Origin of the sequence: Lysobacter defluvii IMMIB APB-9 = DSM 18482 (assembly GCF_000423325.1) — a bacterium.
Lineage (GTDB): Bacteria > Pseudomonadota > Gammaproteobacteria > Xanthomonadales > Xanthomonadaceae > Novilysobacter > Novilysobacter defluvii.
The window spans coordinates 200708-225602 of record NZ_AUHT01000006.1; the positions used below are offsets into that span (position 1 = coordinate 200708).

General features: G+C 70.7%; 18 protein-coding genes and 1 tRNA gene. 14 read left to right on the forward strand and 5 right to left on the reverse strand.

Translation table 11 applies throughout. The features are described 5' to 3' along the window. Window positions 1-8: 8 nt before the first annotated feature. The 11 genes from nuoL to pnp all read left to right on the forward strand — a co-directional run bounded on the left by nuoL (window position 9) and on the right by pnp (window position 14209). The gene (gene nuoL / locus G545_RS0105405; RefSeq protein WP_027069501.1) at window positions 9-2114 is read left to right on the forward strand and encodes an NADH-quinone oxidoreductase subunit L; all 2106 of its coding nucleotides are present in this window, start codon (window positions 9-11) and stop codon (window positions 2112-2114) included. 40 nt (window positions 2115-2154) lie between these two features. Next, complete coding sequence (locus tag G545_RS0105410; RefSeq protein WP_027069502.1) at window positions 2155-3651, forward strand: NADH-quinone oxidoreductase subunit M; 1497 nt, start codon at window positions 2155-2157, stop codon at window positions 3649-3651. A 45-nt stretch (window positions 3652-3696) separates the two neighbouring features. Next, window positions 3697-5142 carry an NADH-quinone oxidoreductase subunit NuoN gene (gene nuoN / locus G545_RS0105415; RefSeq protein ID WP_027069503.1) on the forward strand — a complete coding sequence of 482 codons (1446 nt, stop codon included), beginning with the start codon at window positions 3697-3699 and terminating at the stop codon, window positions 5140-5142. A 53-nt stretch (window positions 5143-5195) separates the two neighbouring features. Beyond that, window positions 5196-5272 (forward strand) — tRNA-Met (locus tag G545_RS0105420). A gap of 143 nt (window positions 5273-5415) precedes the next feature. Beyond that, window positions 5416-6015, forward strand: coding sequence for a ribosome maturation factor RimP (rimP, locus tag G545_RS0105425; RefSeq protein WP_027069504.1), 600 nt, complete (start codon window positions 5416-5418; stop codon window positions 6013-6015). A 4-nt stretch (window positions 6016-6019) separates the two neighbouring features. Then, a complete protein-coding gene (gene nusA, locus G545_RS0105430; RefSeq protein WP_027069505.1) occupies window positions 6020-7507 on the forward strand; it encodes a transcription termination factor NusA in 1488 nt (495 codons plus the stop codon). 115 nt (window positions 7508-7622) lie between these two features. Beyond that, window positions 7623-10187, forward strand: a complete 2565-nt coding sequence (gene infB / locus G545_RS0105435; protein WP_027069506.1) for a translation initiation factor IF-2 — start codon at window positions 7623-7625, stop codon at window positions 10185-10187. Then, the gene (gene rbfA / locus G545_RS0105440; protein ID WP_027069507.1) at window positions 10184-10561 is read left to right on the forward strand and encodes a 30S ribosome-binding factor RbfA; all 378 of its coding nucleotides are present in this window, start codon (window positions 10184-10186) and stop codon (window positions 10559-10561) included. The genes infB and rbfA overlap by 4 nt, the downstream gene beginning before the upstream one ends. A gap of 5 nt (window positions 10562-10566) precedes the next feature. Next, entirely contained in the window at window positions 10567-11526 is a 960-nt protein-coding gene (gene truB / locus G545_RS0105445; RefSeq protein ID WP_027069508.1) for a tRNA pseudouridine(55) synthase TruB, read from the forward strand. Between the two features lie 180 nt (window positions 11527-11706). Beyond that, a complete protein-coding gene (rpsO, locus tag G545_RS0105450; RefSeq protein WP_027069509.1) occupies window positions 11707-11967 on the forward strand; it encodes a 30S ribosomal protein S15 in 261 nt (86 codons plus the stop codon). 133 nt (window positions 11968-12100) lie between these two features. After that, window positions 12101-14209 carry a polyribonucleotide nucleotidyltransferase gene (gene pnp / locus G545_RS0105455; protein ID WP_027069510.1) on the forward strand — a complete coding sequence of 703 codons (2109 nt, stop codon included), beginning with the start codon at window positions 12101-12103 and terminating at the stop codon, window positions 14207-14209. A gap of 77 nt (window positions 14210-14286) precedes the next feature. On the opposite strand, the gene G545_RS13670 is transcribed toward pnp, so the two are convergent. Genes G545_RS13670 through lexA form a run of 5 tightly spaced genes read right to left on the reverse strand, consistent with a single transcriptional unit; the run spans window position 14287 to window position 21106 of the window. After that, complete coding sequence (locus G545_RS13670; RefSeq protein ID WP_052106905.1) at window positions 14287-15225, reverse strand: EamA family transporter; 939 nt, start codon at window positions 15223-15225, stop codon at window positions 14287-14289. Between the two features lie 24 nt (window positions 15226-15249). Next, the gene (locus G545_RS0105465; RefSeq protein WP_043711404.1) at window positions 15250-18369 is read right to left on the reverse strand and encodes an error-prone DNA polymerase; all 3120 of its coding nucleotides are present in this window, start codon (window positions 18367-18369) and stop codon (window positions 15250-15252) included. After that, the gene (locus G545_RS15835) at window positions 18369-19808 is read right to left on the reverse strand and encodes a Y-family DNA polymerase (RefSeq protein ID WP_027069512.1); all 1440 of its coding nucleotides are present in this window, start codon (window positions 19806-19808) and stop codon (window positions 18369-18371) included. Before G545_RS15835 ends, G545_RS0105465 begins: the two co-directional genes overlap by 1 nt. Before the next feature lie 9 nt (window positions 19809-19817). Beyond that, window positions 19818-20450: a translesion DNA synthesis-associated protein ImuA gene (gene imuA / locus G545_RS0105475; protein WP_027069513.1), complete on the reverse strand. Its 633-nt coding sequence runs from the start codon at window positions 20448-20450 to the stop codon at window positions 19818-19820. Beyond that, window positions 20450-21106, reverse strand: a complete 657-nt coding sequence (lexA, locus tag G545_RS0105480) for a transcriptional repressor LexA (protein ID WP_027069514.1) — start codon at window positions 21104-21106, stop codon at window positions 20450-20452. The genes imuA and lexA overlap by 1 nt, the downstream gene beginning before the upstream one ends. Before the next feature lie 180 nt (window positions 21107-21286). Between lexA and G545_RS0105485 the strand changes: the two genes are divergently transcribed. The 3 genes from G545_RS0105485 to G545_RS0105495 all read left to right on the forward strand — a co-directional run bounded on the left by G545_RS0105485 (window position 21287) and on the right by G545_RS0105495 (window position 24892). Beyond that, window positions 21287-21958: a UdgX family uracil-DNA binding protein gene (locus tag G545_RS0105485; RefSeq protein WP_027069515.1), complete on the forward strand. Its 672-nt coding sequence runs from the start codon at window positions 21287-21289 to the stop codon at window positions 21956-21958. 91 nt (window positions 21959-22049) lie between these two features. Beyond that, window positions 22050-23207 carry a GGDEF domain-containing protein gene (locus tag G545_RS14955; protein ID WP_052106858.1) on the forward strand — a complete coding sequence of 386 codons (1158 nt, stop codon included), beginning with the start codon at window positions 22050-22052 and terminating at the stop codon, window positions 23205-23207. A 116-nt stretch (window positions 23208-23323) separates the two neighbouring features. Next, complete coding sequence (locus tag G545_RS0105495; RefSeq protein WP_154656527.1) at window positions 23324-24892, forward strand: serine hydrolase; 1569 nt, start codon at window positions 23324-23326, stop codon at window positions 24890-24892. Window positions 24893-24895 lie beyond the last annotated feature (3 nt).

Sequence of the window (24895 nt, forward strand, 5' to 3'; positions counted from 1 at the left end):
TGCCGGGCATGGAGTTCACGCTTTCCAAGTCGGTGTTGCTGGCCATCGTGCTGGCACCGCTCGCCGGCGCGATGCTGGCCGGGTTCGCCGGCCGCTGGATCGGGCGCGCCGGTGCGCACACCGCGACCATCCTGGGCGTAGGCATCAGCTGCGCGCTGTCGTGCTGGGTGCTGTGGCAACTGGTCGGGCAGGGCGCCGCGCCGTTCAACGAGAACATCTACACCTGGTTCCAGGTGGGCGGGCTCGAGGCGCACGTCGGCTTCATGGTCGACAACCTGACGGCGATGATGATGGTCGTGGTGACCTTCGTCGCGCTGCTGGTGCACGTCTACACCATCGGCTACATGCACGAGGACGACGGCTACCAGCGCTTCTTCAGCTACATCTCGCTGTTCACGTTCTCGATGCTCATGCTGGTGATGAGCAACAACTTCGTGCAGCTGTTCTTCGGCTGGGAAGCGGTGGGCCTGGTGTCCTACCTGCTGATCGGTTTCTGGTTCAAGAAGCCCTCGGCGGTGTTCGCCAACCTCAAGGCGTTCCTGGTCAACCGCGTCGGCGACTTCGGCTTCCTGCTGGGCATCGCCGGCATCGTGCTGGTGTTCGGCTCGCTGGACTACGCGACCGTGTTCGCGAACGCGCCGATGATGGCGGACCTGTCGATCGCGGTGATCCCCGGCTACGAGTGGTCGGTCGCGACGCTGATCTGCATCCTGTTGTTCATCGGCGCGATGGGCAAGTCGGCGCAGGTGCCGCTGCACGTCTGGCTGCCCGACTCGATGGAGGGCCCGACCCCGATCTCGGCGCTGATCCACGCGGCCACCATGGTCACCGCGGGCATCTTCATGGTCGCCCGCATGTCGCCGCTGTTCGAGCTGAGCGAGACCGCGCTGGCGTTCGTGCTGTTCATCGGTGCCACCACCGCGTTCTTCACCGGCCTGATCGGCATCGTGCAGAACGACATCAAGCGCGTGGTCGCGTACTCGACCCTGTCGCAGCTGGGTTACATGACCGTGGCGCTAGGCGTCTCGGCGTACTCGGCGGCGGTCTACCACCTGATGACCCACGCCTTCTTCAAGGCACTGCTGTTCCTGGGCGCGGGCTCGGTGATCATCGCCATGCACCACGAGCAGGACATGCGGAAGATGGGCGGCCTGCGCCGCTACATGCCGGTGACCTACGTCACCATGCTGCTGGGCACCCTGGCGCTGGTGGGCACGCCGTTCTTCAGCGGCTTCTACTCCAAGGACACCATCATCGAGGCGACCGCCGTGGCGGCCGATGGTGGCGGCTGGGTCGCGCAGTACGCGCACTGGGCGGTCCTGCTGGGTGCCTTCGTCACCGCGTTCTACAGCTTCCGCCTGCTGTACCTGACCTTCCATGGCGCCGAGCGCTTCCGCAACGCGGCCCCCTCGCACGCGGTCGCGACCGTGGACGAGCACGGCCAGCACACGAAGCACGAGCCGGCCCACGAGGACGCGCACGGGCACGATCCGCACCACGACCACGAGCCGAAGGAGTCGCCGTGGGTGGTCACCCTGCCGCTGGTGCTGCTCGCCATCCCGTCGGTGGTGATCGGCTTCCTGACCGCCGGCCCGATGCTGTTCGGCACCAACTGGAGCGGCTCGGAGGAACAGTTGCCGTTCTTCCTCGGCGCCATCGACCTGGCGGCTGCACGCGACACGGTCGCGCAGGTCGGCGCGGCGGTATGGCACGGGCCGGTGGCGTACGCGATCCACGGCTTCCAGGCGCCGGTGTTCTGGCTGAGCCTGGCGGGCTTCGCGCTGGCGACCTTCATGTACCTGTTCCGCCCCGACCTGCCGGGCAAGGCGCGCCGCGCGATGGCGATGCCGGTCCGGATCCTCGAGGACAAGTACGGCTTCGACCGGCTGTGGATCGACGGCCTGGCCGGTGGCAGCTACGCGCTGGGCCGCGTGTTCCGCTGGTTCGATACCTGGATCATCGACGGGCTGTTCGTCAACGGTTCGGCCCGGGTCGTCGACCTGGCGGCCAGCGTCAGCCGCCGCGCCCAGTCCGGGTACCTCTACCACTACGCCTTCGCGATGATCCTCGGCCTGATCCTGATGCTGGCCGTGCTCATCCGTACCTTGAACTGACCAGGACCGCGACGTGACCCCTGAGCCTCTCCACAGCGCGATGCCCTTGCTGAGCCTGCTTGTCTGGCTGCCGATCCTCGGCGGCCTGGTGACCCTCGCCATCGGCCCGCGCGACAACGCGGCGCGCTGGTTCGCCACCTTCGTTGCCGCGGCCACGCTGCTGCTGACCATCCCGCTGTTCACCGGCTTCGAGTACGGCACCGCGGCGATGCAGTTCGTCGAGGACCGGGCGTGGATCCCGGCGTTCGACATCCGCTACCACATGGGCGTCGATGGCTTCTCGGTGCCGCTGATCGGCCTGACCGCGCTGACCTCGCTGCTGGTGCTGATCGGCGCCTGGAACGTCGGCAGCCGGGTGAGCCAGTACTACGCCTGCTTCCTGATCCTCGAAGGCCTGATGATCGGCGTGTTCGCGGCCCTGGACGCGATGCTGTTCTACGTGTTCTTCGAGTTCATGCTGGTGCCGATGTTCATCATCATCGGCGTGTGGGGCGGCCCGCGCCGGGTGTACGCGTCGATCAAGTTCTTCCTGTACACCTTCCTGGGCTCGCTGTTCATGCTGCTGGGCCTGATCTACCTGTACATGCAGGGCGGCAGCTGGCAGATCGCCGACATGGTGCAGCTGCAGCTGTCGGCGACCGAGCAGATGTGGCTGCTGTTCGCGTTCGTGCTGGCCTTCGCGGTGAAGGTGCCGATGTTCCCGGTGCACACCTGGTTGCCGGACGCGCACGTGGAGGCGCCGACCGCCGGCTCGGTGATCCTGGCGGCGATCATGCTGAAGATCGGCGGCTACGGCTTCCTGCGCTTTGCGCTGCCGATCGCCCCGGACGCGGGCGCCGAGTGGGCCTGGCTGCTGATCCTGCTCAGCCTGGTCGCTGTCGTGTACGTCGGCCTGGTCGCGCTGGCGCAGGACGACATGAAGAAGCTGGTGGCGTACTCGTCCGTGTCGCACATGGGCTTCGTGACCCTGGGCATCTTCATCGCCTTCGGGCTGGTGCGCGAGTACGGCAACGTCGACGGCGCGCAGCTGGGCCTGCAGGGCGCGATGGTGCAGATGATCAGCCACGGCTTCATCTCCGGCGCGATGTTCACCAGCATCGGCGTGCTGTACGACCGCATGCACACGCGGCGGATCTCCGACTACGGCGGCGTCGCCGGCCCGATGCGCTGGTTCGCGCTGTTCTACGTGCTGTTCGCCATGGCCAACTCGGGCCTGCCGGGCACCTCGGGCTTCGTCGGCGAGTTCATGGTCGTGGTCGCCAGCTTCCAGCTGCACCCGCTGATCGCCCTGTTCGCCGCGATGACGCTGATCATCGGCGCGGGCTACTCGCTGTACCTGGTCAAGCGCGTGCTGTGGGGTCCGGTCGCCAACGAGAACGTGGCCCGGCTCAAGGACATCAACGGGCGCGAGTGGACGGTCCTGGGCGTGTTCGCCATCGGCACCCTGCTGATCGGCGTCTACCCGAAGCCGCTGACCGACCTGATGGAGCCCACCGTCGCCAACCTGGTGATGCAGATCGCCACCTCCAAGCTCTAAGACCGGCGACCGCCCCCGGGCGTGCCGACCAATGCGAGATTCCAGATGATCGCCGTACCTGTCCGTTCCGCTGCCGACCTGATGCCCCTGCTGCCCGAGCTGGTACTGGTCGGCGGGGCCTTCGCCCTGTTGATGCTGGACCTGTTCCTGTCCCAGCGGCACAAGGTGGTGACCCATGTGCTGGCCACCGCGCTGCTGGTGCTCGCCGGTGTGCTGCTGGCCGCCGGGGTGGGCGGGCAGGGCGAGGTCTTCAACGGCATGTTCGTGCGCGACACCGCGGCCGACGTCCTGAAGATCGCGTTGTGCCTGGTCGGCGTGCTGTCGATGGTGTTCGTGTGGCCGTACCTGCGGGACCGCGGGCTGTGGCAGGGCGAGGTCGCGGTGCTGATGCTGTTCGCCACCGTCGGCATGATGCTGCTGGTGTCCGCCGGGACCCTGGTGATGGTCTACGTGGGCCTGGAGATGCTGGCGCTGTGCTCCTACGCGCTGGTGGTGGCCGACCGCGACAGCCCGATCGCCTCCGAGGCGGGCATCAAGTACTTCGTGCTCGGCTCGCTGGCCTCCGGCCTGCTGCTGTACGGCATGTCGCTGGTCTACGGCGCGACCGGCAGCCTCTACCTGGACGAGATCGCCGCGGCCATGGGCGCTGGCGGGATGTCGACCATGCTGGTGACCGGCGTGGTGTTCATGGTCGCGGGCATCGCCTTCAAGTTCGGCGCCGCCCCGTTCCACATGTGGCTGCCGGACGTCTACCACGGTGCCCCGACCGCGATCTCGCTGTTCATCGGCTCCGCGCCCAAGCTGGCGACCTTCGGCATGACCTACCGGCTGCTCGAGGTCGGTGCCGGCCCGATGGCCGAAAGCTGGCAGCTGGCGCTGGCCTGGCTGGCGGTGATCTCGCTGGTGCTGGGCAACCTGGGCGCGATGATGCAGTCCAACTTCAAGCGGCTGCTCGCGTACTCGACCATCTCCCACGTCGGCTTCGTGTTCATCGGCTTCGCCGGCGGCGGCGCGGACGGGTTCGCGGCGGCGATGTTCTACGCGATCAGCTACGCGCTGATGGCCACCGCCGGCTTCGGCGCGATCGTGGTGATGTCCAGCCGCAGCTTCGAGGCCGACGAGCTGGCCGACTACCGCGGCCTGAACCAGCGCAGCCCGTGGATGGCCGGCCTGATCCTGTGCGTGATGGTGTCTCTGGCCGGCGTGCCGCCGTTCCTGGGCTTCTGGGCCAAGCTGGCGGTGCTGCAGGCGGCGATCCAGAACGACATGCTGTGGCTGGCCATCGTCGGCATCGTGTTCGCGGTGGTGGGCGCGTTCTACTACCTGAAGGTGGTCAAGCACATGTACTTCGACGAGCCGGTGGGCGAGCTGCCGGCCCGCGTCGACCACCGCCCGATGCGCGTCGTGTTCGGCGTGAACGCCCTGGGCCTGCTGGTGCTCGGCATGGCCTGGAGCCCGATCATGGAGTGGTGCCAGCGGGCATTCGCCTGACCGCTGAAAAACGCTTGCAATAGTTCCAGCCGTCGATATAATGGGCGGCCTGATGCGGGGTGGAGCAGTCTGGCAGCTCGTCGGGCTCATAACCCGAAGGTCGCAGGTTCAAATCCTGCCCCCGCTACCAGCTTCGGTTGAAAGGAAGCCTCCTCGCGAGGCTTTCTTTTTTCAGCCAGCCGGGCCCGGTGGTGCGTTCTGCTCACGCACCGCCCTACATCCGAGGTATGGACAAGGGGCCCGGTTGGGCCCTTTGTCGTTTCCGGAGACCGCATGACAGACAAGGCCACCGACATTGCCAGCCTGCTCGCCCCGACCGTGGAGTCGATGGGGCTGGAGCTGCTTGGCGTCGAGTACCTGCCCGCACCCGGCGGTGCGGTGGTGCGCCTGTACATCGACCTTCCGGCCGGCGCCGCCGGCGACGGGTCCAACGGCGACGCGCCGCGCGCGGTCGGCATCGAGGACTGCGAGGCGGTCAGCCGCGAGGTCTCGGCGCAGCTGGACGTGGAGGACCCGATCAGCGGCAACTACACCCTGGAGGTGTCGTCGCCGGGCCTGGATCGTCCGCTGTTCACGCTTGATCACTACCGGCGCTTCGCCGGTGAGACCGCGAAGGTGACCCTGCGGCTGCCGCAGGACGGCCGGCGCCGCCTCACCGGGCGCATCGTGGCGGTGGAGGAGGGCGACATCACCTTCGACGTCGACGGCAGTCCGTTCCGGGTGTCCTTCGACAACATCGACAAGGCGCGGCTGGTCCCCGACTGGGCGGCGCTGGGTCTCGCACCGAACAAGCCCGGCAAGCGTCCCGGCCGGGCCCACAACAACAAATCCACCAACAAGCCGGCGGCCGACGGGCCCGACTCGGCGGAGTAACGAGATGAGCAAGGAACTGTTGCTGGTCGTTGACGCGGTTGCCAACGAAAAGGGCGTGCCCGAATCGGTGATCTTCGAGGCCATCGAGGCCGCGCTGGCCTCCGCCGCCAAGAAGCGCTACACCGACGAGGACGTGCTGGTGCGGGTCGCCATCGATCGCAAGGACGGCAGCTACGAGACCTTCCGCCGGATGGAGGTGATCGCCGACGACGCCGAGATGGAGTCCCCGGACCGCCAGCTGCGCCTGATGGACGCGCTCGACGAGGTCGAGGGCGTCGAGGTCGGTGATTACATCGAGGAGCAGATCGAGAACCCGGAGTTCGGTCGCATCGCCGCCCAGGCCGCCAAGCAGGTGATCGTGCAGCGCGTGCGCGAGGCCGAGCGCCAGCAGGTGATCGATGCCTGGAAGGACCGCGTCGGCGAGCTGGTCACCGGCATCGTCAAGCGCGTGGAGCGCGGCAACATCTACGTCGACCTGGGCGGCAACGCCGAGGCGATCATCCCCAAGGACAAGGGCATCCCCCGCGACGTGCTGCGCACCGGCGACCGGGTCCGCGGCTATCTCTACGACGTGCGCCCCGAGCCGCGTGGGCCGCAGCTGTTCATCAGCCGTGCCGCGCCGGAGTTCATGATGGAGCTGTTCAAGCTCGAGGTGCCGGAGGTCGGGCAGGGCCTGGTCTCGATCATGGCCTGCGCGCGCGACCCGGGTGACCGGGCCAAGATCGCGGTGCTCGCCCACGACAACCGCACCGACCCGATCGGCGCCTGCATCGGCATGCGCGGTTCGCGCGTGCAGGCGGTGACCAACGAGCTCAACGGCGAGCGCGTGGACATCGTGCTGTGGTCCGACAATCCCGCCCAGTTCGTCATCAACGCGATGGCGCCGGCGGAGGTGCAGTCGATCATCGTCGACGAGGACAAGCACTCCATGGATCTGGCCGTGGCCGAGGACCGCCTGGCGCAGGCGATCGGCAAGGGCGGGCAGAACGTGCGCCTGGCCAGCCGCATGACCGGCTGGCAGCTCAACGTGATGACCGCCGAGCAGGTCCAGGCCAAGAGCGAGGCCGAGCAGACCGCCGCGCGCGAGCTGTTCCAGGAAAAGCTCGAGGTCGACGAGGAGATCGCCGGCATCCTGGTCTCGGAGGGCTTCGGCACCGTCGAGGAGATCGCCTACGTTCCGGTGGGCGAGCTGCTGGCGGTCGAGGGCTTCGACGAGGACATCGTCGAGGAACTGCGCGCCCGCGCCCGCGACGCGTTGCTCAACGAGGCGCTGGCCGCCGAGGAGGAGCTCGCCTCGCAGGAGCCGTCCGAGGACCTGCTGTCGATGGAAGGCATGGACGAGGTGCTGGCCTACGCGCTGGCCGCCAATGGCGTCGTCACCCGCGACGACCTGGCCGACCTGGCCACCGACGAGCTGACCGTCTACGAGGGCGTGGACAAGGCCCGCGCCGCCGCGCTGATCATGGAGGCGCGCAAGCACTGGTTCGAGTGAACCCGTGCCTGCCGCCGCCATGGAATGAACACGGGACTGCGCCCATGTAACCGCAGGGATAGAATTGACCGATAACCGCGCCGGCCGTACTGGCGCCTCAGGAAACGGAAACCGAATGTCGCAGCAAACCACCATCCGCAAGCTGGCCGCACTGGTGAACACGCCGGTCGAGAAGTTGCTGGAACAGCTGGCCGAGGCCGGCATGGAGTTCAGCGACCCCGACCAGGTGGTCTCCAGCACCGAGAAGGTCAAGCTGCTCGGCTTCCTGAGGCGGACCCACGGCAAGGGCGCGGCCGGCACCGAGAAGGCCGCCGCCCCGCGCAAGATCACCCTCAGCCGCAACCGCAAGCAGGAGCTGACGGTCGGTGGCGGCAAGAACCGCTCCACCGTCGACGTGGTGGTGCGCAAGAAGGTTACGCTGGTGCCCCCGGGCACCGACGCGCCGGCGGCTGCCGGCGGGGACGACGAGCGTGCCGAGATCCTGCGCAAGCTCGAGGAGTCGCGCCAGCGCAACCTGGCCGAGCAGAAGGCGCTCGAGGAAGCCGACCGCCGCCGCGCCGAGGAGGCCGAGCGGGCGAAGAAGGAGGCCGAGGAGGCCGCCCGCCGCAAGGCCGAGGAAGAAGCCGCCGCCAAGGCCGCGCCCGAAGAGCCGGTGGAGCCGGTCGCCGCGCCGATTCCGGACCCCAAGCCCGCAGCGCCGCGTACCCGCGAGCGCGACGGTGGCCGCGGCCAGCGCGAGCGTGCCGGCGCCGGGGCCGGCGACGGCGATCGCGGCAAGCGCTTCGCCGGCCGCATGCACCTGAGCGAGTCCGACCGTGCCCGCCGTTCCACCGGCGCCGGCGCCCGTGGCCGTTCCAAGTCGCGCCGCCACCCCGACCAGGCCCGCACCGGCACCGGGTTCACACGGCCGACCGCGCCGATCGTGCGCGAGGTGCAGATCGGCGAGACCATCACCGTGGCCGACCTGGCGCAGCAGATGGCGCTCAAGGGCGGCGAGGTGGTCAAGGCGCTGTTCAAGATGGGCGTGATGGCCACCATCACCCAGTCCATCGACCACGACACCGCCGTGCTGGTGACCGAGGAGCTGGGCCACACCCCGGTCGCGGCCACCGGCAACGACGCCGAGGACGCGCTGCTGGCGCAGCTGGAGGACGTGCAGGGCGAGGAGACCCCGCGTCCGCCGGTGGTCACCATCATGGGCCACGTCGACCACGGCAAGACCTCGACGCTGGACTACATCCGCCGGACCCGGATCGCCTCGGGCGAGGCCGGCGGCATCACCCAGCACATCGGCGCCTACCACGTCGAGACCGACAAGGGGATCATCAGCTTCCTCGACACCCCGGGCCACGCGGCGTTCTCGTCGATGCGCTCGCGCGGTGCCAAGCTGACCGACATCGTGGTCCTCGTGGTGGCCGCCGACGACGGCGTCAAGCCGCAGACGATCGAAGCGATCCAGCACGCGCGCGCCGCCGGCGTGCCGCTGATCGTCGCCATCAACAAGATCGACAAGTCCGACGCCGACCCGCTGCGGGTCAAGAACGAGCTGCTCGAGCACGACGTCGTGGCCGAGGAGTTCGGCGGCGACACGCAGATGGTCGAGATCTCGGCCAAGACCGGGCAGAACTTCGACGGCCTGCTGGACGCCATCTCGCTGCAGGCCGAGGTGCTCGAGCTCAAGGCGGTGGCCGACGGCCGCGCCAGCGGCACCGTCATCGAGTCCGCGCTCGACAAGGGCCGGGGCCCGGTCGCGACCGTGCTGGTGCAGCAGGGCCAGCTGCGGAAGGGTGACTACCTGGTGTGCGGCGTGCAGTACGGCCGCGTGCGTGCGCTGTTCGACGAGACCGGTTCCCAGGTCGAGTCGGCCGGCCCGTCCATCCCGGTGCAGGTGCTGGGCCTGTCGGGCGTGCCCGACGCCGGCGACGACTTCGTCGTGGTCGAGGACGAGCGCCTGGCCAAGGACGTCGCCGAGCAGCGCGACGCCAAGCGCCGCGAGTCCCGCCTGGTTGCCCAGGGTGGCAACCGGATGGAGGACATCATGGCGCAGATGGGCGAGGGCGCCGGCCAGCTGTCGCTGAACCTGGTGGTCAAGGCCGACGTCCACGGCTCGGTGCAGGCGCTGCGCGAGGCGCTGACCGGCCTGAGCACCGACGAGATCCGCATCAACGTGATCCGCGCCGGCGTGGGCGGCATCACCGAGTCCGACGCCAGCCTGGCGGCGACCTCGAAGGCCACGATCATCGGCTTCAACGTCCGCGCCGACGCTACCGCCCGCAAGGTCATCGAGACCAACAACCTCGACCTGCGCTACTTCTCGATCATCTATGACGTGATCGACCAGGTGAAGCAGGTGGCTTCGGGCATCCTGGGCATGGAAATCCGCGAGGAGATCATCGGCACCGCCGAGGTGCTGCAGGTCTTCCGCCACTCCCGCTTCGGCTCCATCGCCGGTTCGCGCGTGGTCGAGGGCGTGTTCCGCGCCGGCAAGCCGGTGCGCGTGCTGCGCGACAACACCGTCATCTTCGAGGGCGAACTGGACTCGCTGCGCCGGTTCCAGGAGAACGTCGAAGAGGTCAAGGAAGGCACCGAGTGCGGCATCGGCGTGAAGGGCTACGACCAGGTCAAGGTCGGCGACCAGATCGAGTGCTTCGAGCGCCACGAGGTGCAGAGGTCGCTGTGAGCAAGTCCTTCGCCCGCACCGACCGCGTGGCCGCCCAGCTCCGCCGCGAGCTGGGCACGCTGGTGCACGCGGCGGTACGCGAGCATGGCCTGCCGTCGGTCAGCGTGTCCGACGTCGAGGTCACCCGCGACATGGCCCACGCCAAGGTCTTCTTCACCGCGCTCCAGCCGGAGCGTTCGAAGGAGGCGCTGGCGGGGCTGCGCGAGCTGTCCCGGCAGATCCGGTTCGAGCTTGGCCGGGCGGTGAAGCTGCGCCACGTGCCCGAGCTGCACTTCCACTACGACGATTCCTTCGACCGCGGCGAGCGCATCGAGACCCTGCTGCGCGAGAATCCGCCGTCCGGGGACCCGGACGGCGACGGCCCCGCCGCCTGAGCCGGATGAGGCGCCCCCCGCGCAGGAAGCTGCGCCCGCTCGACGGCATCCTGCTGCTGGACAAGCCGTCCGGCCCCAGCTCGAACCAGGCCCTGCAGCGGGTCAAGCAGCTGTACCGGGCGGCGAAGGCGGGCCACACCGGCAGCCTGGATCCGCTCGCCACCGGGCTGCTGCCGGTGTGCCTGGGGGAGGCGACCAAGATCGCCGGGCACCTGCTCGGGTCCCGCAAGGCCTATCGCACCGTGGCGGTGCTGGGCGCCACCACCGATACCGACGACGCCGACGGGCAGGTGCTGCTGGAGCGCCCGGTGCCCGCCCTGGGCGAATCCCTGATCGAGGCCGCGCTGGCGCCCTTGCGCGGGCGCATCGCCCAGCGGGCCCCGATCTATTCGGCGCTCAAGAGCGGTGGCGAGCCGCTGTACGCGCGTGCACGCCGCGGCGAGGCGATCGAGGCACCGGTACGCGAGGTCGAGGTCCACCGGCTCGAGCTGCTGCGCCTGGATGGCGCGAGGCTGGAACTGGAAATCGAGTGCGGCTCGGGCACCTACGTGCGCAGCCTGATCCGCGACCTCGGCGAGGCGCTGGGCTGTGGCGCCCACGTGGCGCAGCTGCGCCGGTTGTGGGTGGAGCCGTTCCACGAGCCGCGGATGCACACGCTGGATGAGCTCGAACAGGTGGCCGCGAGCGGGGGCGAGGAGGCGCTGGACCGGCTGTTGCTCCCACTGGAGGCGGGGCTGGCCGGGTTCCCCCGGGTCCGCCTGGACGCCAGCGAAGCGGCGCGCCTGCGCCACGGCCAGCGGCTGCCGGTCCCGGCCGTGCAGGGTGCCGACGCCGTCCCGCTGGACGGCGGCGCAGCCGCGCTCGAGGTCGCCGCCTTCGGTCCGGACGGGGAGCCGCTGGGACTGGCCGAGTTCGAGGGTGGCGTACTGCGCCCCAGGCGCCTGTTCAGCTTTACGCCGCGCTAACGGAACCTTCTCGCGACCGCGCTTGTGGCGGCGCCGGCGGCCGGGATACAATCTGCCCGCTTTTTCGCACAGGAAAGGCGGATACTTCCTTCCAGCAAGCGGCGGACCAGGCGGTGCGCCGGTGTCGTGTTTTCCGGCTCCGGGCGTTCTTCTGCAGGTCGCGCGTCAACGAGGCAACACATGTCCATCGATACCAGCAAGGTCATTGAAGAACACAAGCGCGGTGAGAACGACACCGGTTCCCCGGAAGTCCAGATCGCCCTGCTTACCGCTCGCATCGAGCAGCTCCAGAGCCACTTCAAGGAGCACAAGCAGGACCACCACAGCCGGCGCGGCCTGCTGATGATGGTCAACCGCCGCCGCAGCCTGCTCGACTACCTGCACCGCAAGGATGCCGAGCGCTACAAGGCGCTGATCGCAAAGCTCGGCCTGCGTCGCTGACCAGGAATGCCACCGCGGCGCAGTGATGCGCCGCGGTTTTTTATGGGGTCGACCGACCCCCGGCCGCGAACCGGCGGCCACCCGGACAGGCAAGGGCCGCATCCGGTCCGCTTAGATAAGACAGGAATCCAACGTGGCAAAAATCACAAAGACCTTCCAGTACGGCAAGCACCAGGTCACCCTGGAAACCGGCGAGATCGCCCGCCAGGCCGGCGGCGCGGTCATCGTCAAGGTCGAAGACACCGTGCTGCTGGTCTCCGCGGTCGCGCAGAAGACCGCGCGCGAAGGGCAGGACTTCTTCCCCCTCACCGTGGACTACCAGGAGAAGTTCTACGCCGGCGGCCGCATCCCCGGTGGCTTCTTCAAGCGTGAAGGTCGTGCCACGGAGAAGGAAACCCTGACCTCCCGCCTGATCGACCGTCCGATCCGCCCGCTGTTCCCCGACGGGTTCCGCAACGAGGTCCAGATCATCGCCACGGTGATGTCGCTGAACCCGGAGATCGACGGCGACATCCCGGCCCTGATCGGCGCCTCCGCCGCGCTGGCGCTGACGGGCGCCCCGTTCCAGGGCCCGATCGCCGCCGCCAAGGTCGGCTACAGGGACGGCGAGTACCTGCTGAACCCGAGCACCAGCGAGCTGGAGGATTCCAAGCTCGAACTGATCGTCGCCGGCACCGAGAAGGCCGTGCTGATGGTCGAATCGGAAGCCGACGTGCTGTCCGAGGAGGTCATGCTCGGCGCGGTGATGTTCGGCCACGAGCAGATGCAGGTCGCCATCAAGGCCATCAACGAGCTGGTCGCCGAAGCCGGTACCGAGAAGTGGGACTGGCAGCCGGCGCCGCGCAACGAGTCCATGACCGGCGCGCTCAAGGCCGCCCTGGGCGACCGCCTGGAGCAGGCGTTCCAGATCCGCGTCAAGCAGGAGCGCCGCGAGGCGATCGCCACGCTGCGCAAGGAAGTGCTCGAGTCCATGGCCCCGCAGTGCGAGGAGCACGGCTGGGAGCCGGCGGAGCTGGCCAAGGAGTTCGGCGAGCTCGAGTACGAGACCATGCGCCAGTCGGTCCTCAAGACCCGCGTGCGCATCGACGGCCGCAACCTGGACACCGTGCGCCCGATCAGCGCCAAGGCCGGCATCCTGCCGCGTACCCACGGCTCGGCGCTGTTCACCCGCGGCGAGACCCAGGCCATCGTGGTGACTACCCTGGGCACCGCCCGTGACGGCCAGGTCATCGACGCCGTGTCGGGCGAGTACAAGGAACACTTCCTGTTCCACTACAACTTCCCGCCGTACTCGGTCGGCGAGACCGGCCGCATGATGGGCCCGAAGCGCCGCGAGATCGGCCACGGGCGCCTGGCCAAGCGCGGCGTGCTGGCGGTGATGCCGACCATGGAGGAGTTCCCGTACACCATCCGCGTGGTGTCGGAGATCACCGAATCGAACGGCTCGTCCTCGATGGCCTCGGTCTGCGGCAGCTCGCTGGCGCTGATGGACGCCGGCGTGCCGATCAAGGCCCCGGTGGCGGGCATCGCCATGGGCCTGATCAAGGAAGGCGACGACTTCGCGGTCCTGTCCGACATCCTCGGTGACGAGGACCACCTGGGCGACATGGACTTCAAGGTGGCCGGCACCAGCGAGGGCATCTCCGCCCTGCAGATGGACATCAAGATCCAGGGCATCACCGAGGACATCATGAAGGCCGCGCTCGCCCAGGCGAAGCAGGGCCGCCTGCACATCCTCGGCGAGATGGCCAAGGCGCTGAACGCGCCGCGCGAGGAGCTCTCCGAGTTCGCGCCGCGCCTGCTGACCATGAAGATCCACCCGGACAAGATCCGCGAGGTGATCGGCAAGGGCGGCTCGACCATCCAGGCCATCACCAAGGAGACCGGGACCCAGATCGACATCCAGGACGACGGCACCATCGTCATCGCCTCGGTCAACGCCGCCGCCGCCAACGCCGCCAAGGAGCGCATCGAGCAGATCACCTCGGACGTCGAGCCTGGCCGGATCTACGAGGGCAAGGTCGCCAAGATCATGGACTTCGGCGCGTTCGTGACCATCCTGCCGGGCAAGGACGGCCTGGTGCACGTCTCGCAGATCTCCAGCGAGCGCGTGGAGAAGGTCTCCGACAAGCTCAGCGAAGGCGACGTGGTCAAGGTCAAGGTGCTGGAAGTCGACAAGCAGGGCCGCATCCGCCTGTCGATGAAGGCCGTGGAAGAAGGCGAGGGCGCGTCGGCCGAGTAAACCGGCGCGTACTTGCGAGGCATGGAAAAGCGGGCTCCGGCCCGCTTTTTCCTTTTGGGACGACCGGGCGGCGGGGCTTACCGGGCGTCCTCGGGCGCGGCCGGATCGGTGTGCCGGATCGCGGCCGGCGGCAGCGCCTCCCGGGCGCGCCTGCGCGAGAGCTGCACGGCGGTGCGCGTGGTGCCGATGCTGGCGGCGACCACCAGGGCGATCGCGAGCGCGCGCAGCCAGCCGAAGGTCTGGTCCAGCATCACCCACGCCACCGCGGCGGCGAACACCGGCTCCAGGCTCAGCAGCACGCTGAAGGTCGGCTTCGACAGCCGGCGCAGCGCGGCCAGTTCCAGGGTGTAGGGAACGACCGAGGAGAGCAGGGCCACCCCGAGGATGAGGCCGGCCAGTTCCGGGTGGTGGAGCGCCTGCATCGCCCCGGGCGCCCCCAGGATCGCCGTGCCCAGCGCGCCGATCGCCATGGCGACGGCCAGGCCACCGACCCCGGGCACTTCCCGCCCCACCCGGGCGGAGCACAGGATGTACGCGGCCCAGAACCCGCCGGCGACCAGGGCGAACGCGATGCCGACCGGGTCGAGCGACTCCGCGCCCAGCGCCGACTCCAGGCCCAGCAGGACCATCCCGGCGGTGGCGATGCCCACCCACAGCATGTCGCGTGCGCTGCGCGACAGCAGCGCCGCCAGCACCAGGGGGCCGATGAACTCGAAGGAGACCGCCACCGCCAGCGGCAGGCGCTCGATGGAGGCGAAGAAGAAGCCGTTCATCGCCCCCAGGCTGGCGCCCAGCAGCACCACCCCGGTCCAGGCCTGGCGGCTCCATCCCCAGGCGGCGGGGCGGGCCACCGCCAGCAGGAACAGGGCGGCGAGCCCCAGCCGCAGGGTGGTCACGCCCCACGGGCCGAGATGGGGGAACAGCCCGTCGGCCAGCGCGGCACCGAACTGCAGTGACAGGCACGAGCCGATCACCAGCAGTACGCCGGTGGCGGGAGAGGGATTCAGGGGGGACACCGTCGGGCTTTCCTTGGGCGAAGGTCAATGGAAGTCGCGAGAGCGTACATCCAGGCCCCCCAGGAGAGGGGTCAGGTCCTCCAGCCGGCGGGCGACCAGGTGCTGGACGCCATCCTTGCGCTCCAGCTTTCCCTCCACCGCCAGCAGCCGGGACTCCAGCAGTTCGCGGCGCTGGCGCTCGGCCAGGTCCCGCCAGACCACCACGTTGGTCATGCCCGCCTCGTCCTCCAGGGTCATGAAGATCACCCCGCTGGCGGTCTGCGGCCGCTGGCGCAGGGTGACCAGGCCGGCGACGCGTACGTTGCGGCCATGGGGCACCGCGTCCAGGTCGCTGGAGCGGCGGCAACGGCGGGTGGTGAGCGCCCGGCGCAGCATCGACAGCGGGTGGCGGCCGAGCGTGGTGCCGAGCATCGCGTAGTCGGCCTGCAGGTCCTCGCCGGCGCTGGGCAGGGGCAGGGCGATGGCGTCGGCGTCGTCCTGGGCAGGCGCTCCGGCGAACAGGGGCAGCTGCGGCTCCACGCCGGTGACCGCCCAGCGGGCGCGGTGGCGGTGGCCGGCGAGCGCGCGCAGGGCACCCGCGTCGGCCAGCAGCGATTGCTCGCGCCGGTCCAGCCCCGCGCGGGCGCACAGGTCGGCCACGCCGCTGAAGGGCCGTTGCCGGCGCGCGGCCTCGATGCGCCCGGCGGCCGCGGCGGAAAAGCCGCGGATCATCCGCAGGCCAATCCGGATGGCCGGCTGCCCATCCCCGCGCCGCCCCCCTTCGTCATCCCCGCGCACGCGGGGATCCGCGGTCAGCGACTCCAGGCTGCAGTCCCACGCACTGTGGCGCACGTCCACCGGCAGCACGCGCAGTCCATGCCGGCGGGCATCCTGGAGGATCTGGTCGGGCGAGTAGAAGCCCATCGGCCAGGAGTTGATGAGGCCGCAGGCAAACGCGGCCGGCTCGTGGCACTTCAGCCAGCTGCTGGCGTAGGCCAGCAGGGCGAAGCTGGCGGCGTGGGACTCGGGGAAGCCGTAGTCGCCGAAGCCCTTGATCTGTTCGAAGATGCGTTCGGCGTACTCCCGGGTGTAGCCGCGCTCGAGCATGCCCTGCGTGAGCTTTTCCCGGTGCGGCTCCAGTCCGCCCCGGCGCTTCCAGGCCGCCATCGAACGGCGCAGCTGGTCGGCCTGGCCGCCGCTGTAGCCGGCGGCGACGATGGCGATCTGCATCACCTGCTCCTGGAACAGCGGCACGCCGAGGGTGCGCTCCAGGACGGCCTGGAGCGCGGCCGAGGGATAGTCGACGGGCTCCTCGCCACGGCGCCGGCGCAGGTAGGGGTGGACCATGTCGCCCTGGATCGGGCCGGGGCGGACGATCGCGACCTGGATCACGAGGTCGTAGAAGGTCTCCGGCTGCATCCGCGGCAGCATCGCCATCTGCGCGCGCGACTCGATCTGGAACACGCCGATGGTGTCGGCGCGGCTGATCATGTCGTAGGTCGGCTTGTCCTCGATCGGGATCGTGGCCAGGGTGAGGTCGCGGCGGCCGGTGTCGCGCAGCAGTTCCAGGGTCTTGCGCACGGCGGTCAGCATGCCCAGCGCCAGGCAGTCGACCTTCATCAGGCCCAGTTCGTCGAGATCGTCCTTGTCCCACTGGATCACGGTGCGCCCGTCCATGGCCGCGTTCTCCACCGGCACCAGGGTCGACAGGGGGCGTTCGCTGATGACGAAGCCGCCGGGGTGCTGGGACAGGTGGCGGGGCATGCCGACCAGCTCGGCGGTCAGGGCCACCAGCCGGCGCAGCACCGGGGAATCCGGGTCGAAGCCGCGCTCGCGCAGGTGGTCGGGCAGGGGCGCCTGGCCGCTCCACTGGCCGACGGTCGTGGCCAGCTCGGCGACCATGTCCGGAGGCAGGCCGAGGGCCCGCCCCACGTCGCGCACCGCGCCCCGGCCCCGGTACTGGGGCGCCACCGCGGTCAGCGCCGCGCGCTCGCGGCCGTAGCGCTCGAAGACGTACTGGAGGACCTCCTCGCGGCGCTCGTGCTCGAAGTCGATGTCGATGTCGGGCGGCTCGTTGCGCTCCCTGGAGATGAAACGCTCGAACAGCATGCCCATCAGGGCCGGATCGATTTCGGTCACGCCCAGGGTGTAGCAGATCACCGAGTTGGCGGCCGAGCCGCGGCCCTGGCACAGGATCCCGCGCGAGCGGGCGAAGCGGACGATGTCGTGGACGGTCAGGAAGTAGGACTCGTAGCCCAGTTCGGCGACCAGGGCGAGCTCCTTCTCGATCAGCTCCCGTGCCCTGGGGCTGGGGCCTTCCGCCCAGCGCCAGCGTGCGCCTTCCTCGACTAGGTGGCGCAGCCAGCTGCTCGCGTCGTGGCCGGCCGGTACCAGCTCGTGCGGGTACTGGTACCGGAGGTCCTTGCGCAGGTCGAAGCGGCAGCGCGCGGCGATGCGGACGGTCTCGGCCAGCAGGTCTCCGGGATAGATGGCCGACAGCGCACGGCGGCTGCGCAGGTGGCGCTCGCCATTGGGGAACAGCAGGTGCCCGGCCTCGGCCACGGTGACGTGGTGGCGGATCGCGGTCATGGTGTCCTGCAGGGCGCGCCGGCCGCGCACGTGCATGTGGACGTCGCCGGCGGCGACCAGGGGCAGGCCGAGGCGCCCGCCGGCCGCGTGCAGCTGCCGCAGCCGCGCCTCGTCGTCGGGGCCGCGGTGCAGCTCGACCGCCAGCCAGGCGCGATCGGGGAAGGTGGCCCGGACCCAGGCGGCGTCCCCGTCGTCGATCTCCGCGCCGGGTACCCACAATGCGAGCAGGCCGTCGGTGGCCTCGAAGTCCTCGCGCAGCAGGCGGTATTCGCCCTTGCGGGCGCGGCGGCGGGCTCGGGTGATGAGGCCGCACAGGGCGGTGTAGCCGGTCGCGTCCTCGACCAGGAGCACCAGCTTCGGTCCGCCCTGGACCTGCATTTCGCTGCCCACGACCAGCCGCACGCCGTGGCGTTCGGAGGCCTCGAGCGCGCGGACGATGCCGGCCAGCGAGCACTCGTCGGTGATCGCCAGGGCCTGGTAGCCGAGCCTGGCCGCGCGTTCGAACAGCTCGGCCGCGACCGAGGCGCCGCGCTGGAAGCTGAAGGCGGACAGGCAGTGGAGCTCCGCGTAGTCCATCAGCCGAACCACCCGTGCAGCATGAAGCCGTCGCCGCTGTCGTCGACCGGCGCATCCCCGGCCGGGCGCCAGGCCCAGGCCTGCTGGCCGGCGCTGGTGCGCAGGCGGTAGTAGTCGCGGCGCACGTCGCCTTCCCACCAGCCGGTCTCGATGCGCTCCGGGCCGGCGAGGATCCCGACCCGGTGGTCGCGCAGGGGCGAAGGGCGGGTCAGCAGCCATCCCGGGCGGCTGCCCGGGGCGGGAACCGGGACGGCCCCGGCGCGCGGGGGCGCGGCCTCGGGCGTGAAGGCCCGCTCCGGGCGATGGTCGGCGCGCACCGCCAGCCCGTGCACCGCGTCCTCGCCCAGACGGGCGCGCAGGCGTTCGCGCAGCTGCTCCCAGGGCACCGCCTGCTGCGGCCGGGTGTCGAACAGGTCGCGTCCGGCCGGCACGAATGCCGGCAGGTCGCGCGCCACCAGCCGCACCCCGCGCACCGGCGCCGGGACGCGGGCCTGCTCCAGCCGGCCCCGGGCGAGCTCGAACAGCATCGCCGCGTCACGCTCGGGCGCGAGCAGGCCAACCGGCACGACGGTGTCGGCGCGGCCCTCGTGCTCCAGCCGCAGCTCGAAACGCAGCACGCCGCCGTCGCGGCCGGCGAGGAAGGCGGCCAGGTCGCCGGTCAGCCGGCGCAGCGGGAACAGCAGCGCCTGGCTGGACTCGACGTCGAAGTTCAGCTCGATCCGCGCCGCGAACACATCCGGCGGCTGGTAGCACTCCAGCGGGGTGGGCAGGCTGCCGTCCAGCCGGTCCAGGTGGGCCAGCGCCTCCGGGCCGATCCGCTTGCCCAGCGCCGCGCGCGGCAGGGCGAACACCTGGCGCAGCCGCCGCAGGCCCATCCGCCGCAGGCTGGCCGCCACCGCCGGCTCCAGCCCGCTGCGCTCCACCGGCAACTGGCCCAGCGCGTTGCGCAACGGGGCTTCGGCGGTGACCGCCAGCCCGTCGTGGACGTTGGCCAGCACCCGCGCCGCCCAGGGGTTGGGGGCCAGGGTGATGCGGTGGCGGAAGCCCAGCGCGGCCAGGTCCCCGCGCAGCCTGGCCTCGAACCGGGGCCAGGGCCCGAACAGCTTGAAGCTGGCCTCCACTTCCAGCAGCAGCGTCGAGGGCAGGGTGCGGCAGACCAGCGAGCTGTAGCGGTAGGCCCAGGCGGCGAGGAAGTCGTGCCAGCGCTCGACCTCGGCCGGATCATGGGAAACGGCGGCGAAGCGGCTGCACAGCGCCTGGGCCGCGCCCAGCGACTGGCCCGGTCGTAGCCCGGCCGCCCGTGCCGCCGGGTTGACCGCGCGCAGCACGCGGCGCTGTGCCGGCCCGTCGACCAGCGCCAGCGGCGCCGCGGGGTCGGGGTGGCGCCGCAGGACGCCATCGAGCGCCAGCTGCGGCAGGAGGATGCAGGCCCAGAGCATCGGTCGGCCTCATTGCACCCGTCGGGCCGGGGCGGGGAGGGGCAGCGGCCGCGGTGGCGGGTTGCCGCCACGGCACTTGAGTACCCGCAGCTGCGCCGGGTCGGCCTCCACCGCGATCCGCAACGCGGCCGGGGAGGGGTTGGCCGCCGCGCGCAGCGGCCGCATCGCGAAGCCCAGGCACTGGCCGGTCTCGGCCGCCACCTGCAGCCGGCGCAGCGCCCGGTCATCGGCCTCCTGCGGCCAGCACAGCACCGCCGAGCAGGCCGCCGAGCGCAGGCACTGCTCGGCCGCCCACAGCGCGTCGCGGCCCTCCGCCCGGACCACCTGCAGCCGCTGCAGGCGCACGCCGGCCTCCGCCCAGGCGGGGGCGAAGGGGAGGTAGGGCGGGGCGACCAGCACCACCATCCCGTCGGCCTGCGACAGCCGCGCCAGGGTCGGCCACAGCAGGCGCAGCTCGCCGACCCCGTCGGCCGGCAGCAGCAATTCGGTGAGCGCATGCTCGGGCCAGCCGCCATCGGGCAGGGCTGCGTCCAGGCCAGCGTGACCGGTCGGCTGCCGCGAGGGCGCGCGTCCGGCCGGCTGCCCGCCGCGCCAGACCCGGCGCGAGGCCAGCAGGCTGTCCAGGGCGACCACCGCGCCCATCAGGAAGGCCTCACCAGGCCGGCGAAGAGGCCCTCGATGGCGAAGTCGGCCACCGTCGGGCCGATCTCGATCGGCGCATGGGCGGGATTGCGCGGCAGCAGGCGCAGGTGGCCGGGGCCGTGGTCCAGGCGCTTGACGGTCAGCTCGCCCTCCACCCGCGCGACCACCGTCTGGCCGTTGCGGGCCTGCGGCGTGCGGTGCACCCCGATCAGGTCGCCGGGCAGGATGCCGTCGAGCAGCATCGACTCGCCCTCGACCTCCAGCAGGTAGTCCGGGCGCAGGCGGAACAGGGTCGGGTCGAGCTGCACCTCGCGGCGGACCTCGGGGTCCGAGCCGATGGGCGTGCCCGCGGCGACCCGCCCGAACAGGGGCACCTGCAGGAGGCCGTCCGGATCGCCGGGCCCGGCCGGCAGGACGCCGTCGGCGACGGAAGCCGCCGCCGCGCCCGCCGTGGTCAGCCGGATGCCCCGGGCGCGCCCGTCCGCCAGCTCGACCAGCCCGGCGTCCCGGAGGGCGTCCAGGTGGTAGCGCGCCGAGCGGTTCTGGCGGAAACCGAAGGCGCGCGCGATCTCCATCTGCGAGGGCGGGTAGCCGTGGCGGGCGATGTGCCCGCGCAGGTAGTCGAGCAGCCGGCGCTGGGTGTCGGTGAGGTGCATGGGTACTAATTCTAGTAACAACCGGGCGTGCAAAGACTGAAGGCAGGCGGATCAGGAACTTGCCGGGCGAAGCTCGGGTGGAACCGGAGCCGGGGCAGTCTCGGGAGGCTCCGTCTCACCGGTTTGGACGCCCGGCGCGCCTCCACGGGCGGGCCACGCCGCCGGCGCCACCATCGCGCCATGCCTTCCGAGCCGGACCTCCTGCTGCCGCTGGCCAGGCCCCTGGCCGACCCGATCCCCACGGGCAACCTGCGCACGCTCGAGCGCAAGGCCCGCGGCTGCCGCAATTGCCCGCTGTGGCGGCCGGCGACCCAGGTGGTGTTCGGCGACGGACCGCCCGATGCCGTGGCGATGCTGGTCGGCGAGCAGCCCGGCAACCAGGAGGACATCGCCGGCGCGCCGTTCGTCGGTCCTTCCGGGCAACTGCTCGACCGCGCGCTGCAGGAGGTGGGCCTGGACAGGGGACGCCTGTACCTGACCAACACCGTCAAGCACTTCAAGTTCGAGCAGCGCGGCAAGGCGCGCCTGCACAAGCGGGCCAACGCGGCCGAGCAGGAGGCCTGCCGGATCTGGCTGGCCGCCGAGATGCTGCAGCTGCGCCCGAAGGTGGTAGTCGCGCTGGGCGCGATGGCGGCGCAGACGGTATTCGGACGGCAGTTCCGCGTCACCCGCGAGCGCGGCCAATGGCGCGAGCTCCCCGGCAGGGCGCGGGGCATCGCCAGCTGGCATCCCTCGGCGGTGCTGCGGATGCCCGGCCCGCGCCGGGAGACCGGGTACCAGGAACTGGTGGAGGACCTGGGGCGGGTGGCGGAGGCGGTCGGGGCGGCGGGCGGGGCCGCCCCGCGCGGGTAGCCGGCGGCCGAAGTTCCGATCGGGGTCTCAGGTTTCCCGCGCCCGGGCCGTTAACGTTGGTGGGCAAGAGCCTTCCGCGGAAGAGCACGACATGAAACCACCTCGAATCGAGCGCGCGAACACCGGCGCAGGACTGGACGAGGCCATCCGGGCCCACCAGGCGCTCCGGCTGCGGCGCATGCGGATGGGGCTGGTGTCGCACGCGGTGGTATGGCTGCTGCTGGTCCTGTGCAGCGCCCTGGGGATGCTGCCGTGGTGGGTGACGGGCTGCTACGTCGGCGCCACCGCCCTGACCCAGGCGGTCTTCCACCGGATCTTCCGGCTGCACCTGAACCTGGGGTTCCGCGATCCCAGCATGACCTTCTGGCAGGTCTTCGCGCCGATCCCGATGGGCCTGTGGGCCGCCTACTTCGTCACCGAGCCGGCCCTGCGGCCGGTGATCCCGATGCTGGTGGCGATCCCCGCCATCTACGCGATCCTGGCCCTGGGGACCCGGCAGCTGCTGCGGCTGGCCGGTGCCTTCCTGGTGGGTTACCTGCTCCTGCAGCTGGCCATCTGGCAGCGGGAACCGGGCGGCTTCGACCTGGCCCACGAGCTGATCGTGCTGCTGGCCTTCATCGTGCTGATGGTGCAGCTGGCGGTGGTCGGCGGCTTCATCAGCCAGCTGCGGCACCAGTTGCACGAGCGCAACGTCGACCTGCGCAGGACGATGGCGCGCCTCAACGAGGCCAACGCCGAGCTGGAGGTCCTGGCCGAACGCGACCCGCTGACCGGGATCTACAACCGCCGGCGCGTGCTGGAGCGGCTGGAGGAGGAACTGGAGCGCAGCCGTCGCGGCAAGCTCGCGCTTTCGGTCTGCATGCTGGATGTCGACCACTTCAAGAAGGTCAACGACCGCCACGGCCACCAGGCGGGCGACGTGGTGCTCCGGGAGGTCGCCACCACGCTGGCCGCCACGCTGCGCTGCACCGATTCGCTGGGGCGCTACGGCGGGGAGGAGTTCCTGCTCGTGCTGCCGCATGCGCCGCTCGAGGGCGCACGGGAGAAGGCGGAGCGGGTCCGCCGCGCGGTCCGCTCGCGGCGCGGCGGCGAGGACACCGCGGTCACGGTCTCGATCGGCGTCGCCACGCTGCGGCCGGACGACACGCTGGACACTCTCGTCGCGCGCGCCGATGCGGCGCTGTACGAGGCCAAGACCGGCGGGCGCGACCGGGTGATGCTGGAACCCGAGGCGGCGTCGGCGGGGTAAGGTTCCTTACTTTGGCCTGATCCAGGGGAACCCCGATGCAGCACCCTCGCTTCCGCCTGCGCCCCGCGGCGCTCGCGCTCGCCCTCGTCCTGTCGCTTCCGGTCGCCGCCACGTCCATGCCGGTGCAGGACGCCGGTGCCGCTCCCGCCACCGGCGCCGCGGCACCCGCCCTCCCGGCGCGGCTCCAGTCGCTGGACGAGTATGTCGGGCAGGTCCGCGAGCGCTTCGACGTCCCGGGCATCGCCGTGGCGATCGTCAAGGACGGCGAGGTGCTGCTCGAGCGCGGCTACGGGGTGAAGGACCTGGAAAGCGGCGAGCCGGTGGACGCCCGCACCCTGTTCGCGATCGCCTCCAACACCAAGGCCTTCACCTCGGCGGCGCTGTCGATGCTGGCCGACGAGGGCAAGCTGGAGCTGGAGGACCGGGTGATCGACCACCTGCCGTGGTTCCGCATGGCCGATCCGTACATCACCCGCGAGATGCGCGTGCGCGACCTGCTGGTCCACCGCAGCGGGCTGCCGCTGGGCGCCGGCGACCTGCTGTACTGGCCGACCAGCGACTACAGCACCCGCGAGGTGGCCGAACGCCTGGCCGAGGTGCCGATCGAGGGCGGCTTCCGCGAGAAGTACGCCTACGACAACATCCTGTTCGGCATCGCCCAGCTGGTGGTCGAGGAGGTGAGCGGGCAGTCCTACCAGGACTTCCTGCAGCAGCGCATCTTCGACCCGCTGGGCATGGCGGACACGCGCTTCAATTCCGACCACCTGCGGCCGGGCGACAACGTCGCCACCGGCTACTCCAAGGCCGACTTCACCGAGCTGGTGCCGGCCCCGCGGGTGAGTTGGCACAACGTGTCGGGTGCCGGCGGCCTGTATTCCAGCGTGCACGACCTGACCCGCTGGGTGCGGGTGCAGCTCGACCAGGGCGTGATTGCCGGCGAGGGCGAGGAGGCCGAAAGGCTCTTCAGCGAGGAGCGCCAGCGGGCGATGTGGCAGATGGTCACCCCGATCCCGGTCAACCCGCCGGCCGTGCCGGAACTGGAGCCGGCCCAGCCCAACTTCCGTGGCTACGGCGAGGGTTGGAGCCTGGGCGACTTCCGTGGCGAGAAGCTGGTCTGGCACACCGGCGGCTGGCCGGGCTTCGTCTCGCGCATCACCCTGGTGCCGGAGCACGAGCTGGGCGTGATCGTGCTGACCAGCGCCGAGAGCGGCGCCGCCTTCAACGCCATCACCCACGAGGTGGTCGATGCCTTCCTGGGCGCCCCGGAGCACGACTGGATCGGCGCCTTCGCCGCCGCGCGCGGCAGCGAGGAGGAGAAGGCGGAGAAGGACTGGCAGGAGCACCTGGACGCCCGCGACCCGCGCAGCCGTCCGTCACTGCCGCTGTCCGGCTACGCCGCGACCTACCGCGACCCCTGGTACGGCGACGTGGCGGTACGCGAGGCCGACGGCGGCCTGCGGATCGACTTCACCCGCACGCCGGACCTGGCCGGCAGGCTGGAGCACTGGCAGGCCAACACCTTCATCGTCCGCTGGGACCAGCGCTGGCTCAACGCCGATGCCTTCATCACCTTCGACCTGGACCCGGACAACAGGGTGCGCGAAGCGCGGATGGAGGCGGTCTCGCCGCTGACGGACTTCAGCTTCGACTTCCACCACCTGCGGCTGGCGCCGGTCGAACCGTAGGCC

What these genes read in the sequence shown, in the direction of transcription:
- nuoL (WP_027069501.1), top strand. Translation starts at nt 9, where the DNA reads ATGGAGTTCACGCTTTCCAAGTCGGTGTTGCTGGCCATCGTGCTGGCA.
- G545_RS0105410 (WP_027069502.1), top strand. Translation starts at nt 2,155, where the DNA reads ATGCCCTTGCTGAGCCTGCTTGTCTGGCTGCCGATCCTCGGCGGCCTG.
- nuoN (WP_027069503.1), top strand. Translation starts at nt 3,697, where the DNA reads ATGATCGCCGTACCTGTCCGTTCCGCTGCCGACCTGATGCCCCTGCTG.
- rimP (WP_027069504.1), top strand. Translation starts at nt 5,416, where the DNA reads ATGACAGACAAGGCCACCGACATTGCCAGCCTGCTCGCCCCGACCGTG.
- nusA (WP_027069505.1), top strand. Translation starts at nt 6,020, where the DNA reads ATGAGCAAGGAACTGTTGCTGGTCGTTGACGCGGTTGCCAACGAAAAG.
- infB (WP_027069506.1), top strand. Translation starts at nt 7,623, where the DNA reads ATGTCGCAGCAAACCACCATCCGCAAGCTGGCCGCACTGGTGAACACG.
- truB (WP_027069508.1), top strand. Translation starts at nt 10,567, where the DNA reads ATGAGGCGCCCCCCGCGCAGGAAGCTGCGCCCGCTCGACGGCATCCTG.
- rpsO (WP_027069509.1), top strand. Translation starts at nt 11,707, where the DNA reads ATGTCCATCGATACCAGCAAGGTCATTGAAGAACACAAGCGCGGTGAG.
- G545_RS0105465 (WP_043711404.1), bottom strand. Translation starts at nt 18,369, where the DNA reads ATGGACTACGCGGAGCTCCACTGCCTGTCCGCCTTCAGCTTCCAGCGC.
- G545_RS15835 (WP_027069512.1), bottom strand. Translation starts at nt 19,808, where the DNA reads ATGCTCTGGGCCTGCATCCTCCTGCCGCAGCTGGCGCTCGATGGCGTC.
- imuA (WP_027069513.1), bottom strand. Translation starts at nt 20,450, where the DNA reads ATGGGCGCGGTGGTCGCCCTGGACAGCCTGCTGGCCTCGCGCCGGGTC.
- lexA (WP_027069514.1), bottom strand. Translation starts at nt 21,106, where the DNA reads ATGCACCTCACCGACACCCAGCGCCGGCTGCTCGACTACCTGCGCGGG.
- G545_RS0105485 (WP_027069515.1), top strand. Translation starts at nt 21,287, where the DNA reads ATGCCTTCCGAGCCGGACCTCCTGCTGCCGCTGGCCAGGCCCCTGGCC.
- G545_RS14955 (WP_052106858.1), top strand. Translation starts at nt 22,050, where the DNA reads ATGAAACCACCTCGAATCGAGCGCGCGAACACCGGCGCAGGACTGGAC.
- G545_RS0105495 (WP_154656527.1), top strand. Translation starts at nt 23,324, where the DNA reads ATGCCGGTGCAGGACGCCGGTGCCGCTCCCGCCACCGGCGCCGCGGCA.